Origin of the sequence: Mesorhizobium metallidurans STM 2683 (assembly GCF_000350085.1) — a bacterium.
In the GTDB taxonomy this organism is placed as follows: Bacteria; Pseudomonadota; Alphaproteobacteria; order Rhizobiales; family Rhizobiaceae; genus Mesorhizobium; species Mesorhizobium metallidurans.
This window is the reverse complement of record NZ_CAUM01000143.1, coordinates 41,985-56,534: the sequence shown is the minus strand read 5'-3', so window position 1 is coordinate 56,534 and position 14,550 is coordinate 41,985. Positions and strand designations below refer to the sequence as shown.

The 14,550-nt window shown below is 64.4% G+C and carries 16 protein-coding genes and 1 pseudogene; 9 read left to right on the top strand and 8 right to left on the bottom strand.

The genetic code is table 11. The annotated features are described in order from the left end of the window. Window positions 1-8: 8 nt before the first annotated feature. Both MESS2_RS23775 and MESS2_RS23770 read right to left on the bottom strand, forming a co-directional pair. The gene (locus tag MESS2_RS23775) at window positions 9-773 is read right to left on the bottom strand and encodes a slipin family protein (protein ID WP_008877060.1); all 765 of its coding nucleotides are present in this window, start codon (window positions 771-773) and stop codon (window positions 9-11) included. Next, entirely contained in the window at window positions 770-2,161 is a 1,392-nt protein-coding gene (locus MESS2_RS23770; RefSeq protein ID WP_008877059.1) for an NfeD family protein, read from the bottom strand. The genes MESS2_RS23775 and MESS2_RS23770 overlap by 4 nt, the downstream gene beginning before the upstream one ends. A gap of 426 nt (window positions 2,162-2,587) precedes the next feature. Between MESS2_RS23770 and MESS2_RS23765 the strand changes: the two genes are divergently transcribed. Then, window positions 2,588-2,812 carry a hypothetical protein gene (locus MESS2_RS23765; RefSeq protein WP_008877056.1) on the top strand — a complete coding sequence of 75 codons (225 nt, stop codon included), beginning with the start codon at window positions 2,588-2,590 and terminating at the stop codon, window positions 2,810-2,812. Window positions 2,813-2,917: 105 nt separating this feature from the next. Then, complete coding sequence (locus tag MESS2_RS23760) at window positions 2,918-3,661, top strand: 2OG-Fe(II) oxygenase (RefSeq protein WP_008877055.1); 744 nt, start codon at window positions 2,918-2,920, stop codon at window positions 3,659-3,661. Between the two features lie 370 nt (window positions 3,662-4,031). On the opposite strand, the gene MESS2_RS23755 is transcribed toward MESS2_RS23760, so the two are convergent. Continuing rightward, window positions 4,032-4,805, bottom strand: a complete 774-nt coding sequence (locus MESS2_RS23755) for a pseudouridine synthase (RefSeq protein WP_051069158.1) — start codon at window positions 4,803-4,805, stop codon at window positions 4,032-4,034. Window positions 4,806-4,831: 26 nt separating this feature from the next. After that, the gene (locus MESS2_RS23750) at window positions 4,832-5,500 is read right to left on the bottom strand and encodes a GntR family transcriptional regulator (protein WP_008877052.1); all 669 of its coding nucleotides are present in this window, start codon (window positions 5,498-5,500) and stop codon (window positions 4,832-4,834) included. Window positions 5,501-5,691: 191 nt separating this feature from the next. Between MESS2_RS23750 and MESS2_RS23745 the strand changes: the two genes are divergently transcribed. The 5 genes from MESS2_RS23745 to MESS2_RS23725 are packed head-to-tail and all read left to right on the top strand — an operon-like array spanning window position 5,692 to window position 9,879. Further along, window positions 5,692-6,165 carry a hypothetical protein gene (locus MESS2_RS23745; protein ID WP_008877051.1) on the top strand — a complete coding sequence of 158 codons (474 nt, stop codon included), beginning with the start codon at window positions 5,692-5,694 and terminating at the stop codon, window positions 6,163-6,165. Beyond that, window positions 6,165-7,973, top strand: a complete 1,809-nt coding sequence (locus tag MESS2_RS23740; protein ID WP_008877050.1) for an ABC transporter ATP-binding protein — start codon at window positions 6,165-6,167, stop codon at window positions 7,971-7,973. Before MESS2_RS23745 ends, MESS2_RS23740 begins: the two co-directional genes overlap by 1 nt. Next, window positions 7,974-8,801: an energy-coupling factor transporter transmembrane component T family protein gene (locus MESS2_RS23735; RefSeq protein ID WP_008877049.1), complete on the top strand. Its 828-nt coding sequence runs from the start codon at window positions 7,974-7,976 to the stop codon at window positions 8,799-8,801. Then, window positions 8,798-9,244 carry a nuclear transport factor 2 family protein gene (locus tag MESS2_RS23730; RefSeq protein WP_244440067.1) on the top strand — a complete coding sequence of 149 codons (447 nt, stop codon included), beginning with the start codon at window positions 8,798-8,800 and terminating at the stop codon, window positions 9,242-9,244. Before MESS2_RS23735 ends, MESS2_RS23730 begins: the two co-directional genes overlap by 4 nt. Further along, entirely contained in the window at window positions 9,241-9,879 is a 639-nt protein-coding gene (locus MESS2_RS23725; RefSeq protein WP_008877047.1) for an NAD(P)H-dependent oxidoreductase, read from the top strand. Before MESS2_RS23730 ends, MESS2_RS23725 begins: the two co-directional genes overlap by 4 nt. Window positions 9,880-9,975: 96 nt before the next feature. On the opposite strand, the gene MESS2_RS23720 is transcribed toward MESS2_RS23725, so the two are convergent. Together MESS2_RS23720 and MESS2_RS23715 are read right to left on the bottom strand one after the other, a co-directional pair. Beyond that, entirely contained in the window at window positions 9,976-10,197 is a 222-nt protein-coding gene (locus MESS2_RS23720) for a hypothetical protein (protein WP_008877046.1), read from the bottom strand. 171 nt (window positions 10,198-10,368) lie between these two features. Then, complete coding sequence (locus tag MESS2_RS23715; protein WP_008877045.1) at window positions 10,369-10,923, bottom strand: ABC transporter permease; 555 nt, start codon at window positions 10,921-10,923, stop codon at window positions 10,369-10,371. Between MESS2_RS23715 and MESS2_RS23710 the strand changes: the two are divergent. Next, window positions 10,891-11,691 (top strand): annotated as a pseudogene (locus MESS2_RS23710) (cation diffusion facilitator family transporter); the annotation flags it as partial. The gene MESS2_RS23715 and the pseudogene MESS2_RS23710 sit on opposite strands and share 33 nt — an antisense overlap. A 50-nt stretch (window positions 11,692-11,741) precedes the next feature. Here the strand turns inward: MESS2_RS23710 and gcvA are convergent. Next, window positions 11,742-12,656, bottom strand: a complete 915-nt coding sequence (gene gcvA / locus MESS2_RS23705) for a transcriptional regulator GcvA (protein WP_008877043.1) — start codon at window positions 12,654-12,656, stop codon at window positions 11,742-11,744. A 127-nt stretch (window positions 12,657-12,783) separates the two neighbouring features. Here gcvA and MESS2_RS23700 point away from each other — a divergent pair, with 127 nt between their 5' ends. Continuing rightward, window positions 12,784-13,488, top strand: a complete 705-nt coding sequence (locus MESS2_RS23700; RefSeq protein WP_008877042.1) for an SDR family oxidoreductase — start codon at window positions 12,784-12,786, stop codon at window positions 13,486-13,488. Between the two features lie 272 nt (window positions 13,489-13,760). Here MESS2_RS23700 and MESS2_RS23695 read toward each other — a convergent pair whose 3' ends face one another. Further along, a complete protein-coding gene (locus tag MESS2_RS23695; RefSeq protein ID WP_008877041.1) occupies window positions 13,761-14,411 on the bottom strand; it encodes an MSMEG_1061 family FMN-dependent PPOX-type flavoprotein in 651 nt (216 codons plus the stop codon). Window positions 14,412-14,550: the final 139 nt, after the last annotated feature.

Here is a 14,550-nt window from a genome sequence, read left to right as displayed (position 1 = left end):
CCACCCGCTCACCTCTCCTCACCCGGCTGCTTGATGAAATGACCGAGCAGGTCCATCGGCACCGGAAACACCACCGTCGACGAGCGCTCACCGGCGATGTCATGGAGAGCTTCGAAATAGCGTAGCTGCATGGCCTGCGGTGCTTCGGCCAGCATCTTGCCGGCCTCGACGAGCTTTGCCGCCGCCTGCTGTTCGCCGTCGGCATTGATCACTTTCGCGCGCCGCAGCCGCTCCGCCTCGGCTTGCTTGGCGATGGCGCGGACCATGTTCTCGTTGAGGTCGACATGCTTGATCTCGACATCGGAGACCTTGATGCCCCAGGCATCGGTGCGCTGGTCGAGAATCTCCTGGATATCGCTGTTGAGCTTGTCACGTTCGGCCAGCATTTCATCGAGCTCATGCTTGCCGAGCACCGAGCGCAACGTGGTCTGTGCCAGCTGGTTGGTGGCGGTCATGAAGTCTTCCACCTGTATCACCGCCCGCTCGGCGTCGACGATACGAAAATACAGCACCGCGTTGACCTTCACCGAGACGTTGTCGCGCGAGATCACGTCCTGCGGCGGGACGTCCTGGACCACCACTCGCAGGTCGACCTTCACCATCTGCTGCACGAACGGGATGAGGATGATAAGGCCGGGGCCCTTGACCCCGGTGAAGCGGCCGAGCGTGAAGACCACGCCACGCTGATATTCCCGCAGGATGCGAATGGCCGCGGATAGGAACATGACCACGACGAGCGCTGCTGCCAGATAGGCCACATAACCGATGATCATTGCCTTGCTCCATCGCTTCTCACATTGCGGCGCCGTATCCTCAGCACAAGACCCCTGACATCGGCCACCTCGACGCTGTCGCCTACCGCAAGGGGTTCGTCGGCTTTTGCCCGCCAGCGCTCGCCCCGGACGAGCACGTGGCCCTCGCTGCCCTGCCAGTCGAGGACCTCCGCCGGCAGCCCCTGCATGGCCTGTGCGCCAACACGCGGAACATTCTTGCGGGCCGCCCACAGATAGCTGCCGGTCAACAGCGCCAGGCCGAGCGTCAGGACGGCGGCGGTGCCGATAACGGCCCACGACATCTCGAAGCCGGGCCCCTCGATCCTGAGCAGCATGGCAGCGCCCAGCAGAAACGCAGCCACGCCTCCCAGCCCAAGGACCACGGTCGGGTTAAAGGCTTCGACGACCAGGAAGATGATGCCAAGCAGCATCAAGGCAAGGCCGGCATAGCTGATCGGCAGGAGATTGAGTGCATAGAGCCCGAGCAGAAGGCTAATCGTGCCGATCACGCCAGGCGCGACCGCGCCCGGGCTCGTGAACTCGAAGACGAGACCATAGACGCCGACCAGCATCAGGATGACGGCGATGTTCGGGTCCGTGATGACGGCGAGAAGCCGGATGAGCCAACCTGGCTCGAGCGTTTCAACCGGCAGCCCTTTCGTCGCCAATGCCTCCTTTTTGCCGGCGATCTCGACGGTCCGGCCGTCGGCCAGTTGAAGCAGTTCGGTGGTGTCGCGGGCGACGAAGTCGATGACATGCTCCTGCAGCGCCGCGCCGGCCGACAGGCTGGCCGCCTCGCGCACGGCCTTTTCACCCCATTCGGCATTGCGCCCGCGCAATTCAGCCAGGCTGCGGATCAGGGCAACGGCATCGTTCGTCGCCTTGGCTATCATCGCATCGCCCGCCGGTGCGTTCTTCTTGTCCTTGTCCGCCTCCGGGCCATCGTTCTTGCCGCCGGGAAACGATGGCAGCGGCCCGCCCATCTCGATCGGCGTTGCCGCGCCAAGATTGGTGCCGGGCGCCATCGCCGCCAGATGGGTGGCGTAGAGGATGTAGGTCCCGGCGCTCGCCGCATGCCCGCCGGCGGGCGCGACATAGCCGATGACGGGAACCGGCGAGGCGAGGATGCCGGCGATCATCTCGCGCATGCTGGTGACCAACCCGCCGGGCGTGTCCATCTGCAGGATGAGAGCCTGGACGTTTCGGTCCGCGGCCACTGCCAGCGCTTCCTCGAGTTGCCTGGCACTCGCCGGACCGATGGCGCCGCCTATCTCGACGCGCAACACAATTTTCTCCCGGCCGTTCGCCTCTCCGGTGGCGGAAGAGGGACAAACGGCCGCGGCAGCCACGAAAGCCGCGGCAAGCAGAACCGCACGCGCGAGTTTCACGCTCAAAGCTCCATATCTAGGATATGGGTCGGATTTTGCCGAAATCCATGACCCTTCGCGGCGGGTGACGCAGCGCACGGTCCTGCTGGCCGTCGGCCTGTTCAGCGGCGGCTACGGCACCGAGAAGCTCCGCCAATCGGGGACGTTCCGCGGCTGTGCAGACCCGACGACATGTTGCGCCATATAGACGAGGTCGGCGGCCATACCTGACGGCGGCGGACCCGCCGCTAAGTCCAGTCGATTTCCCCGTGATCGGTTCTTCTCGTTATCGCCCCAGCCGGCAGCCGATCACAAAACGCGACGACGTTCAGGCAGTCATATCGCGCGCTGGGCACGATCAGACCGTGAGTCGGACCGCGGCCCTGGCGCACGACGCGCCAGACCGTTCCGGAGTATTCGACCGGAGCGATCGCCTCGACGGCGTCAATGAGCTGGCTGTCGCGTCGTTTCCGCCCGGCCAGCCACGCGGCGGTGATCGTCAGCGCCGAAAGCGTGTTCGGCGCGCTGGGGGCAGCCCTTTTCCTGGACGAGCGGATATCATCAGTCGGGATGCTCGGGGCAACGATCATGCTCGGCGCCGTCCTCTATCTCGCCACTTCGGGAGGCGGAACGGTCAGGCCGGCGCCCGAAAACGGCGCCACCGGTGCTTGAGCTTGTGAGCCCGCATTTGGCGCGGTCGGTTGGCAGGAAACGGGTGGTCCGCGCGTGCAGTTTCACCCATCTCTGACGGCAGAGGAAGCCATTGGAGGCAAAGCCATGACCATCCATTCGATAGGTTCGAAAGCCGCGGTCCGATCGGCGGAAGCGCGTGTCGCCGGATATGATTGGGAAATGCTGGCCGGCGAACTGAGCAACTATGGCTGCGCGGTGACGGAAAAGCTGCTGACGCCGGAAGAATGCCGGCAGATCGCGGGGCTCTATGCGCAGGAGGGCCATTTCCGCAGCCATGTCCACATGGCGCGGCATGGCTTCGGTAAGGGCGAGTATCGCTATTTCCGCTATCCCTTGCCCGACCTGATCGGGGCTTTTCGCGGCGCGCTCTATCCGCGCCTTGCCGCGGTCGCCAACGACTGGAACGAACGCATGGGCATCGCCCAGCGCTACCCGGCCGAGCATGGCGCGTTCCTCGATCAGTGCCACGAGCAGGGCCAGACGCGGCCGACGCCGCTGCTGCTGCAATATGTCCCCGGCGACTTCAACTGCCTGCACCAGGATCTCTACGGCGATCTTGCCTTTCCGCTGCAGGTTGCGATCCTGCTTTCGGAGCCGGGAAAGGATTTCACCGGCGGCGAGTTCGTGCTGACAGAGCAGCGCCCGCGCATGCAGAGCCGGGCCGAGGTGGTGCCGCTCAGGCAAGGCGATGCGGTCGCCTTCGCGGTCCACAATCGTCCGGTCCAGGGAACCAAGGGCAGCTACCGGGTCAATCTCCGCCACGGCGTCAGCCGGCTTCGCTCCGGCATGCGCCACACCGTCGGCATCATCTTCCACGACGCGAAGTGAAGGTCGTCATAGACTTCGGATGGGACTGCGTAAGGCGACGGGAAGCTTCGTGTTAAGGGAGCCAGCTGTCGAAGTCGGCGCCGCCCCTCATCGCCCTGCCCGTCCTCCGCAGCAGCTGCGCTGCAGCTGCGGAGGGTGGACCGGGCACTTCTCCCCGTATAGTGACGGGGAGAAGGAAGCTGGCCGCAACGCTGGTCCCCCTCTTTGCTGCGCTGATAATTGGTGAAACCGTCGATGATGCCGGCAGGCAGGTGAGGGGCAGCGCAAACCTGAAGCGATTGGCCTGCCCGTCCGGCGATGCCGCTCTTGCCGGCCGCCAAAATACATGTGCCGACCGCTTTTGGTCGCTTCGATGCCGATGCGTCTTCGTTCACGCCTGAAACATCGCCCGTTCTTCCGCGGTGAGATGGCGGGCCTTGCCCTTGGCGAGGTCGCCGAGCTGCAATCGGTCGATCGCCACCCGCACCAGGCGGAGCACCTCGATGTCACAGGCGTCCAGCATGCGGCGGATGTGGCGGTTGCGGCCTTCGTCGAGGGTGATTTCCAGCCAGGCGGTGCTGGTGCCGCTGCGCAGGATTTCGATCGACCGTGCGGTCAGCTGCTCGCCATAGACCGTCACGCCGGCGCGCAGCCGCGCCAGCATAGCCGCGTCGGGCAGGGCGGCGATCTGCACGTGATAGATCTTGGCGACGTGCGAGGTGGGGTCGAGCAGGCGCTGGGCAAAGCGGGTGTCGTTGGTCATCAGGAGCAGGCCTTCGCTGGCCTTGTCGAGGCGGCCGACCGGCGAGACGAAAGGCAGGTCGAGTCCGGCCAGGCAGTCATAGACGGTGCCGCGATCCTGCGGGTCGTCGCGGGTGGTGACCAGGCCGCGCGGCTTGTTGAGCATCAGATAGACCTTGCGTTCGGCGACGACGCGCTTGTCGTCGACCTCGATGCGGTCCCGGCCGGGATCGACGCGCATCGAGCCGTTGCGCACGACCTTGCCCGCGACCTTGACGCGTCCTTCGGCGACCAGAACTTCCGCCTGCCTGCGCGAGCACAGGCCGAGCTTCGACAGCGCCCGGCAAAGGCTCACTCCCGGCGGGCTTGCCCCTTGAGAGGCGGCTTCGCGGCGTGGCCGGCCTGTGTTCGCTCGAGGCGTCATGGTCTTGCGTCGTTCCGGCTAAAAGATCAGGGCTTTCTCGTCGGCCCGGCCTGGGCGAGCGTTGCCATGCCGTCGCCGAGATGCTTGCGCAGGACGCGGACGGCCGCCGCGGCATCGCGGTGGCGGCAGGTCGTCAACAGGTCGCGGTGCTCCTCCTGCGATTGGCTGCGATAGTTGAGGCTCGACAGGAGAATGCGGACGTAGCGGTCGGCGGCATTGTGATGGGCTTCGATCAGGCCGAGCAGGCGGGCGTTGCCGCAGGCGCTGTAGAGCGCCAGATGAAAGATGCGGTTCAGCGTGCCCCAGCGGCCGACATTCGGCTCGGCGTCGATCTGGTTGAGCACATGGCCGGCCTCGTCGAGCTTCTCCCTGGTAAGGTTCGGGACCGAGAGCCGCAGTGCTTCGCTCTCAAGCAGTTCGCGGACGGCGAAGATCTCCCTGATCTCGGTCGCGTCCATCCTGGCGACATGCGCGCCCTTGGTCGGATGGATCGAAACGATGCCCTCGGCTTCGAGCTGGCGCAGCGCGTCGCGGACCGGCATGCGGCTGAAGCCGAAGCGCTCGGCAAGGTCGTCCTGGCGCAGCGGCGTGCCCGCCGCCAGGCTGCCGTCGGCGATCGATTCGCGCAGCACATTCGCCACCTGTTCCGCCACCGTCAGCGGTTTCTGCACCAAGCCTTCGCCGAGACCACGCAATCGATGCCTCCATGTCACGCGGACCGATGCAGGGCCGGCCTATGTCACGCCGGCCTTGCCTAGCAGAAAGCCGTTTGTGTGGATATGTGGATTCTCGTATACGAGTATACGGTTAGCTTTGCGTGCTGCTGCTCGGGGAACGCCATGGCGCTTACATCGGGTGGCAAAAAATCGACAGAGGGGAGCAGGCCTTGACGCGGCCGACCGTGTTCCGTCTTGATGCACCAAACCGCTCGCTCTGGTATGTGCCCTGGGTCATCACGCTGGCCGCGAACCTGATCTACCTCTGGCAGTCGCTGTCCTTCGGCATCGGCTTCTGGCTGTGGCTGAGCAATGTCTTCACGGTAGACGTGGCGCTGATCCTCATCGCCATTCCGCAGATCAGGAACCGGGCGATCGACCAGATCCGCAACGGCACGGCGAGCCTGTCGCTCTATTGGGCTTATTTCGTCGTGTTCTTCTTCGGCTCGACGGCGGGTATCCAGCTCAACTGGGTACCGTCCTTCGCCACCAATCCGTGGCCGGCCGAAGTGTGGCCACCGCTGATCTTCATCATCTTCGCCGAGCGCGTCGTCTTTACCGCCGTCGGCGCCCTGGTCGCCTTCGCGCTCATCGCCGCCATTCGCCGGTCTCCCATCGCAAAGGCGAAGCTGGCGGGTTACTGATGGCGCAGGCCAACACAGTGCCGGGGGAGGATGGGCATTCACCCATCCTCCGGGATGAACGGCCCAAAGGGCCGCTCATAAGCTTCGACAATGTCAGCTACCGCTATTCCGGTGCCGATCGACCGGCGCTGGACACGGTCAGCCTGACAATCGGCCGCGGCGAGATCGTCGGCGTGATCGGCCCGACCGGGGCCGGCAAGACGACATTCTGCCTGGCGTTGAACGGGATCGTGCCGCAATTCTTCGGCGGCGAATTCTATGGCGGCGTCCATATCGCCGGCCTCGACGCCATCGAGACGCCGACAAGCCGGCTGGCGGAAATCGTCGGCATGGTGTTCGAGGACCCCGAAACGCAGATCACCGCGACCACGGTGGAAGGCGAGGTGGCCTTCGCGCTGGAGAACCTCAAAGTGCCGACGCCTGAAATCGCCCGGCGCGTCGGCGAGGCGCTGAAGGCGGTCGGCCTCGCCGGGCAGGAAACCCGGCACCCGGCCAACCTGTCGGGCGGCCAGAAGCAGCGGCTGTCGATTGCCGCGGCGCTGGCGCTGTCGTCCGACATCATCGTGCTCGACGAACCGACCTCGCAGCTCGACCCCGTCGCGTCGGCGGAAGTCTTCGCCATCCTGCTGAAATTGAACCGCGAGAACGGCCTGACGGTCGTCATAGCCAGCCACGCCAGCGAGGAGTTGGCCGAAATCGCCGACCGCGTCCTGCTCATTTCCGATGGCAAGGTGGCGGCCGAGGGGCGGCCCGAGACCGTCTTTGCCGCGACGAAGATGCTGGCCGAGCATCGCGTGCGGCCGCCCGACATCGTGCGCAGCTTCGAAGTGCTCGTCGGTGATGGGTCGAGCGCGCCTGGCCGTCGCAAACCGCCCGTCCTGCCGGTGACGCTCGGCGCGGCGGAAGCGGCCATCAAGGCGCATCCACCTGCCGTCTCGTTGTCGGCCGGCGCCCCGATGGATACGCGGCGCGACATCTCCAAGGCCGGGGTCGCGCTGGCGGTCGAGGGGCTGACCCACATCTATCCCGATGGCACGCAGGCGCTGCGCGGCGTCGATCTGACGGTCGCCAATGGCGAATTCCTCGGCATTGTCGGCCGCAACGGCAGCGGCAAATCCACGCTGGTGCGGCATTTCCTGAATCTGCTTTCGCCGTCCGCGGGCACGGCGCGCGTGGCCGGCGACGACATCTCGACGCTCAAGGTCAGCGAGCTTGCGCAGCGCATCGGCTATGTCTCGCAAAATGCGCATGCGCAGGTCTTCTGCGATACCGTCGCCAAGGAAGTCGGCTTCGCATTGTCGATGATGAAGCGGCCGAAAGCCGATATCGATGCCGCCGTCAGCCGCTCGCTTGCGGCGATGGACCTTGCCCGCGCCGCCGACCAGCATCCGATGTCGCTCAGCCGCGGCGACCGGCTGCGCGTCGTCATCGCCGCCGTGCTGGCGCTCGAACCTGAGATACTGATCTTCGACGAACCGACCACCGGCCAGGACTGGCGCGGATCGCTGGCCATACTCGACATGCTGCGGACCCTGAACCGGATGGGCAAGACGGTGGTGCTCATCACCCATCACCTCTATCTGCTGCCGGGCTATGTCGACCGCCTCGTCGTCATGGATGGCGGCAGGATCGTCGGTAATGGCGCGCTGCGGGACGTCTTCTACGACAATTCGGCGATGGAAGCCGCCGGCCTCGTGCCGCCGCAGACGGTGCGCTTCGCCGGGCATGTGCCCGCCCTTGGCGTCGCCCGTCCGCTTGGCCCAGACGATCTGGCGGCAATGCTCGGCCCCCGGCTGGAGGTCGCCTAGATGGTCAGCTACGCCATCCAGCTTTTGCCGGCCGAGACCATTTTCGCCCGGGCCGACATGCGGATGAAGTTCGCGCTGCTTCTCCTGGCAAGCTCGCTGATCTTCGTCTGGAACAGCATTGTGCTGCAGGCAACCTTTCTCGCTTTGATCGTCGGGCTGATGGTTTCCGCCGGTGTCACCGCCGCCACCATCCGCAAGCTGGTTCTGATCGTGTTGCCGGCGCTGGTGTTGATCACGGTGATCCAAGGGCTTTGGAGCCCGTTCGGCAAGACGCCGGTCTTCACCGTGCCGCCCGGCGTGCCGCTGTTCGGCTCGCTGAACATCTTCTATGGCGAAGGCTTGCTGTTCGGCCTGGTTGTGTGCTGCCGCGTGCTGATCCCGATGCTGGCGTTTCAGCTGGTGTTCATGACCAGCCAGCCCAACGACATCGTGCTCGGACTGGTGCGCATCGGCGTGCCTTACCGCATCGCCTTCCTGTTTTCGACGACGTTCCGTTTCGTGCCGCTGCTGTTCCAGGAATTGGAAGGGATCAAGGAGGCGCAGCGCCTGCGCGGCATCGACATCGACGGCATCGGCATGCTGCGCAAGCTGATCGCGCTCGGCCACATGCTGGTGCCGCTGATCATGATCTCGCTGACCAAGGCCCAGCTCATGGAAATCGCGCTGCAGGCGAAGGCGTTCAGCGGCTCGGCCGACCGCACCAGCCTGCATCCCTCGCGTGAAAAACTGTCGGCCGGCGAAATCCTGGCGATCGGCGCCTGCTTCGCCGTCTTTGCCGCGGCGTTGGCCGGCCGGCTGCTGTTCGGATTTGGAGGTTCGGTGCTGTGAGCATAGTGGCGGCGACTATTACGGCCCCCGATGCCAGGATCCATTGCGATGCCGCCACGCTTGCCATGCTCGAACGGCAGGCGGACGCGTGGAAATCCGGCGACTTTTCGATGGCCGTCGCCGACTGGCATCCAGACGGGGTGCTGACGGCGCCCGGCAACCGGATTCCCTACCATAGGCTGGCGCGCGCCATCGCCGATTTTTATCGCGACTATGGCGATCTCAGCGTCACCATCACCACCGCCTTTGCCTCCGCCGACGGCAGGCGGATCGCGCTGGAATGGCTGTGGGAAGTGACGCGGCGGCGCGACGGCGCCCGCAGCGCGACCGAGGACGCCATAGTCATCGATCTCGACAGCGACGGGCGCATCCTGTCGTGGCGCGAATATTTCGACACGGCAGGCGCCGTGGAAGATCACCACAAGCCGCAGAGCTCAGCATGAAAGTCCTCGTCGTCTATTGCCATCCCTGCACAGACAGCTTCAACGGCGCCGTGCGCGACACGGTGCTGGAGGCACTTGCCGAAAGGGGCCACGCGATTCACCTCCTCGACCTCTACGCGACCGGCTTCGATCCGGTCATGCGCGCCGACGAGTGGCGCGGCTATGGCGACAAGGCAGGCAACCTCGAACCGGTCATCGACCGGGCGCAGGAACTGCTGTGGGCGGAGACGGTGATCTTCATCTACCCGACCTGGTGGTACGGGCTGCCGGCCATGCTCAAGGGCTGGCTGGAGCGGGTGCTGGTGCCGGGCTTCGCCTTCGACATGCCGACGGCGCAGCGCGGCCCACGGCCGAAACTGCGGCACATACGCCGGGTGATGGTGATGACCACATGCGGCGCGACGCCGCTGATGACGTGGATCATGGGGCAGCCCGGCCGGCGAACCCTGCTGCGCGGCTTCCGCTCCGTCTGCCATCCGCTGTGCTCGACCAAATTCCTGGCGCTCTACCGGATGGATACCGTCTCGGCGGCCGGGCGCCAGGCGCATCTGCAGCGCGTCAGGCAAGCGGTCGCCAGTCTTGGGCATGCGGCTACCGTGGCTTCGGACGCGGTGCAGAAGCCGCATCGCGTCTGAAGAGATTTCAGCTGCGCTCTATGTTTGCGCATGGCGTTGTCCCGGCCCCGGCGCCGACATCCAATCGGCTGATCGGCGGGACAAGCGCGACAGAAGTCAATTCGACGCGGGATCGTTCAGCGTCTCGACAACGAAAGACGCTGCGATCAAGTCGTCGGCATCGAGCCGCAGCGAGCCTTCACCTCCTCCCATGATGGCCGCGACTTTCTGAAAGGTCTTCATCTCGTGCCTGGAGATATCGGCGTCTTGCATCCTGGCTTTGAGATTGGCGACACGCAGGCTCAATGTGTGGGACGTTCCAATTTCACGGTTCGACATAATGCTCCTCCTCCCCAACCCATGTTTGTTTGCCGCCGCTGTATTCGGGTCAGCCTTTTTTCTGCCTAAATATGAGGCATCGCGAATACAGCGCCCCGAACGCTTGGTGGAAGCGAAGGTTCCGGTCCGAAACGGTCACGAAATAATACGGGGCGGCTGGACGGGGTCCGCTTAAGCAGCGGCGCGTGGCCGCCGCTGACCGCGCCGGGCCAGCAAATTGGCGACGACCAGCAGCATGATCGACAGCGCCATCATCAGCGTCGCGGCGGCGGTGATCGCCGGGGAGAGTTTTTCGCGCAGGCCGATGAACATTTCGAGCGGCATGGTGCGCTGGTTGGCGCTGGCCAGGAACTGCACGACGACGACCTCGTCGAAAGAGGTGACGAAGGCGAAGGCCGCACCCGAGAGCACACCAGGCAGGATCAGCGGCAGCATCACCCTGGAGAATGCCATCACCGGTCTTGCTCCGGAGATGGCTGCGGCGCGCATCAAATTGCGGTCGAAGCCGGTCAGGCTCGCCGCTACCGTCACCACCACGAACGGGCTGGCAAGCGCGGTATGCGCCAGGATGATGCCGGCATAGGTACTGGCAAGGCCGACACGGGCGTAGAACAGATACGAGCCGACCGCGGTGATCACCACCGGCACGATCAGCGGCGACAACAAGAGAGGCATGACGATACGGCGCCCGGGGGCAGCGTCGCCCTGCTGGCCGACGCGATCCACAACATCGGTGACGCGACAACCGCCATTCCGCTGTGGATCGCGTTCATGCTCGCCCGGCGCAAGCCATCGCGGACGTTCACCTACGGCCTCGGCCGGGTCGAGGACCTCGCCGGGATCATCATCGTGCTCATCATCCTGTTCAGCGCCATTGTCGCCGGCTACCAGGCGATCGACCGTTTGATAAATCCGCAGGTGGTGACGCATCTCGGCTGGCTGACGGCGGCAGGTATTGTCGGTTTTCTCGGCAACGAGGCCGTCGCGGTGTTCCGCATCCGCGTCGGCCGGGAAATCGACAGCGCCGCCCTCATTGCCGACGGGTACCACGCCCGTACCGACGGCCTGACCAGCCTTGCCGTGGTCCTCGGGGCGCTTGGCGTCTGGCTCGGTTTTCCGCTGGCCGACCCGATTGTCGGCCTGCTCATCACGATTGCGATCTTCGGCATCGTCTGGCAGTCGGCCCGCTCGGTGCTGACCCGCATGCTCGACGGTATTGAGCCGGGCGTCATCGGCGAAATCCATCATGCCGCCGGGCACGTGCCGGGAGCGCGCATTGTCGATGCCAAGGCGCGATGGATCGGTCACAGGCTGCACGCCGACATTGCCATAGCCGCGGACGAAACCTTGCCATTGTCCGAGGCGAACAGGATCACGACAGCGCTGGAAGACGAGCTGTTCGAGCACATGCCGGCGCTCGCGGCTGCCAATATCCGGTTTTCCGCCGGGCATGAAGAGCACAACCTTCCGCCCTCCCATGGACACGCCCATGGCGGACATGACGGCCACAAGCACTGACGGCCGCTTCGACCGGCTCGTTTCCGTTAGCCCCGCCTGACGTTGAGCCGTGCCTCATCACCCTCGTTCAGGAGCCATTGCCGAACGGCTTGCGTCGGCTCGGGGTGCCGCTGCTTGCGTGGAACCACGACGTAGAAATCCTGCGTGCCGCGCATCTCCACGCCGAGAGGCTGGACCAGCCGGCCGGCGGCGAGATCAGCCGCGACAAGAAAGCGGCTGGCAAGCGCGATGCCCTGGCCCGCGACAGCCGCTTCTATCGCAAGGGCGGTCTGATTGAAGCGTATGCGTCTCAGCTCCGTCGTCATCTTTAGACCGACGGCCTTTTCCATGAATTCTGGCCACAGATTGTGCGCATCGTGGAGCAGCACATGATCCTTGATTTCTGCTGGCGCGATTTCGCTCGCGCCAGCAGGCAGCAAGGAGGGGCAGCACACGGCGATGATCTGTTGCCGAAACAAGAGATCGACGACGAGGCCGGCGCCGAAGGGCGGGCGGCCTTGCCTGACCGCGATGTCGACGCCGTCGGCGTGGAAGCTCGACAGGCTTTCGCTGGCCAGAATTCGCAGGTCGACAAGCGGGTTGTGCGCCACGAACTCCGGCAGTTTCGGGATCAGCCATTTGGTGGCAAAGCTCGGGGTTACGCTGATCGTCAGCCGGGCCGGCTCGGGGCGGAGCAGCAGGGTTGCATCCGAGATCAGGTCAAAGGCACGGCGAATGTTCGGCACATAGGCGCGACCCTCACTCGTGAGCGCGAGGCCGCGCGGCAGTCGCTCGAACAGCTTGACCCCCAGATCGGCCTCCAGCCCGCGGATATGCTGCGCCACAGCACCCTGCGTCACGTTCAGCTCTTCGGCTGCGATGCGGAAGTTGAGATGGCGCGCGGACGCTTCGAAGGCGCGAAGCGCATTGAGCGCCGGCAAGCTATAGAAGGCTTCGGGCATCCAGGAGTTTTTCTACAGGTTGATTTCAGACTTTCTGGTTCGAACCAGCCAGGAGAACCAGTTATATCACTGCTCCAGCCGCGAAGACATCGCTTTCAGATTCCTGCCACCCGAGAGGGAAGATACGATGAGTGTAGAAAAAGTAGCTCTTGTCGTTGCCGGTGGCAGCGGCATGGGCGCTGCGGCCGCAAAACGTCTGGCGGAGGATGGCTTCAAGGTCGCCATCCTGTCCTCATCCGGCAAGGGCGAGGCGTTGGCCAAGGAGCTTGGCGGGCTTGGCGTGACTGGCTCCAACCAGTCGAACGACGATCTGCAACGCCTCGTGGATCTCACGCTCGATCGCTGGGGTCGCATCGATGTCCTGGTCAATAGCGGAGGTCATGGGCCGCGTGCGCCGATCCTCGAAATCACCGACGACCAATGGCACACCGGCCTCGACATCTACCTGATGAACGTCGTCCGGCCGACGCGCATCGTCGCGCCGCAAATGGTCAAGCAGAAAGCCGGCGCCATCATCAACATCTCGACGGCATGGGTTGTCGAACCGAGCCCGATGTTCCCGACCTCGGCCGTGTTCCGGGCGGGGCTTGCCGCCTACACCAAGATCTTCGCCAACACATACGCCGCCGACAACGTTCGCATGAACAACGTCCTTCCCGGCTGGATCGACAGCCTTCCCGCCACCGAGGAGCGCCGCGACAGCGTGCCGATGCAGCGTTATGGCACCAGCGATGAAATCGCCGCGACGATTGCCTTCCTCGCCTCCGGAGGGGCCGGATACATCACCGGCCAGAACATTCGCGTCGACGGTGGCATCATCCGCTCGATCTGACACATCGGGCAGGAAAGCCGGGTCCCGATCCCTCGGCACGCCTCGACGGGATGGGTGTGAGTACGTGTGCCACTTCCTGGTGCGACCCACTGTTCAAATATGCAGAGCGAGGCTGCCTCGGTGGCCGCAGAAACCTGCATTCCGGTCAACACGCCGGGACGCCACTCTTCTGCCGGCTGAAGGCTATGATCGACAATCTGCATGATCCCCTCTGTTGTTGGCAGAGTAGCACGCCGCGCCCGCGTGAAGCCGGCAACCGGTGGTTCATCAAGTTAGTAGAGCCGGTCGCGATTGCCCGTGTCGATGATCGTTTGCATCTGCTCAACCGTCTCCGCGAGTTTGCCGTGGGCGACCAACATCTCTGCAAACGACGGAAGGTTGCTGGTATCAGGCCACGCCTCCGGCTGCCACAAGCCCGAGCGGACCATGCATTTCGGGCAATGAGAAAGTACGTGCGAGATCTCTATGACGAGTATGTGCTCAGGGAGCTTTCCGTTGACAGCCATGGCCTCACGCAGCTCAGCATCACGGACAATGAGCGCCCTGCCGGCCATGCGAAGGGTATAGGTCACACCGGGGATCAGGAAAATCAGGCCGACATTCGGGTTGCTCAGGACGTTGCGGAAGGTGTCGAGCCGACGATTGCCGGGTCGGTCTGGGATGGCGAGAGTTCTCTCATCCAGCACCGTGACGAAGCCGGCGGGATCGCCCTTTGGCGAGATGTCGAGCATGCCATCGGCGCCGGCGGACGCTACGAATACAAAAGGCGCATGAGCAATGAAGCGGCGAGCATGTTCGTCAATTACTCGCACAACCTTGGCAACTGCTCGATCTGTGGGTGCCCCTAATACCGATCGTAATTGCTCTTCGCTCGTGATGACATCGCGGAAACGGCGCCGAAGACTGCTCTCGTCGTCTTGCATGATGCCAATCCCCATCCGCGTACCTGCGCAGAATGATGCAAATGTCGCGCGACCGCAATGCAAGTGACGAGCCATTCCCTGCCGGCGCCGCGTTTCTGGCGCGCATTTGAGCCGTTCAGCCGTGCGACTGAAAGTCGGC

Excerpts from the sequence above, each read along its gene's own strand:
- MESS2_RS23775 (WP_008877060.1), bottom strand. The coding sequence starts at position 773 with ATGATCATCGGTTATGTGGCCTATCTGGCAGCAGCGCTCGTCGTGGTC.
- MESS2_RS23765 (WP_008877056.1), top strand. The coding sequence starts at position 2,588 with ATGAGCTGGCTGTCGCGTCGTTTCCGCCCGGCCAGCCACGCGGCGGTG.
- MESS2_RS23760 (WP_008877055.1), top strand. The coding sequence starts at position 2,918 with ATGACCATCCATTCGATAGGTTCGAAAGCCGCGGTCCGATCGGCGGAA.
- MESS2_RS23755 (WP_051069158.1), bottom strand. The coding sequence starts at position 4,805 with ATGACGCCTCGAGCGAACACAGGCCGGCCACGCCGCGAAGCCGCCTCT.
- MESS2_RS23740 (WP_008877050.1), top strand. The coding sequence starts at position 6,165 with ATGGCGCAGGCCAACACAGTGCCGGGGGAGGATGGGCATTCACCCATC.
- MESS2_RS23735 (WP_008877049.1), top strand. The coding sequence starts at position 7,974 with ATGGTCAGCTACGCCATCCAGCTTTTGCCGGCCGAGACCATTTTCGCC.
- MESS2_RS23725 (WP_008877047.1), top strand. The coding sequence starts at position 9,241 with ATGAAAGTCCTCGTCGTCTATTGCCATCCCTGCACAGACAGCTTCAAC.
- MESS2_RS23720 (WP_008877046.1), bottom strand. The coding sequence starts at position 10,197 with ATGTCGAACCGTGAAATTGGAACGTCCCACACATTGAGCCTGCGTGTC.
- gcvA (WP_008877043.1), bottom strand. The coding sequence starts at position 12,656 with ATGCCCGAAGCCTTCTATAGCTTGCCGGCGCTCAATGCGCTTCGCGCC.
- MESS2_RS23700 (WP_008877042.1), top strand. The coding sequence starts at position 12,784 with ATGAGTGTAGAAAAAGTAGCTCTTGTCGTTGCCGGTGGCAGCGGCATG.
- MESS2_RS23695 (WP_008877041.1), bottom strand. The coding sequence starts at position 14,411 with ATGCAAGACGACGAGAGCAGTCTTCGGCGCCGTTTCCGCGATGTCATC.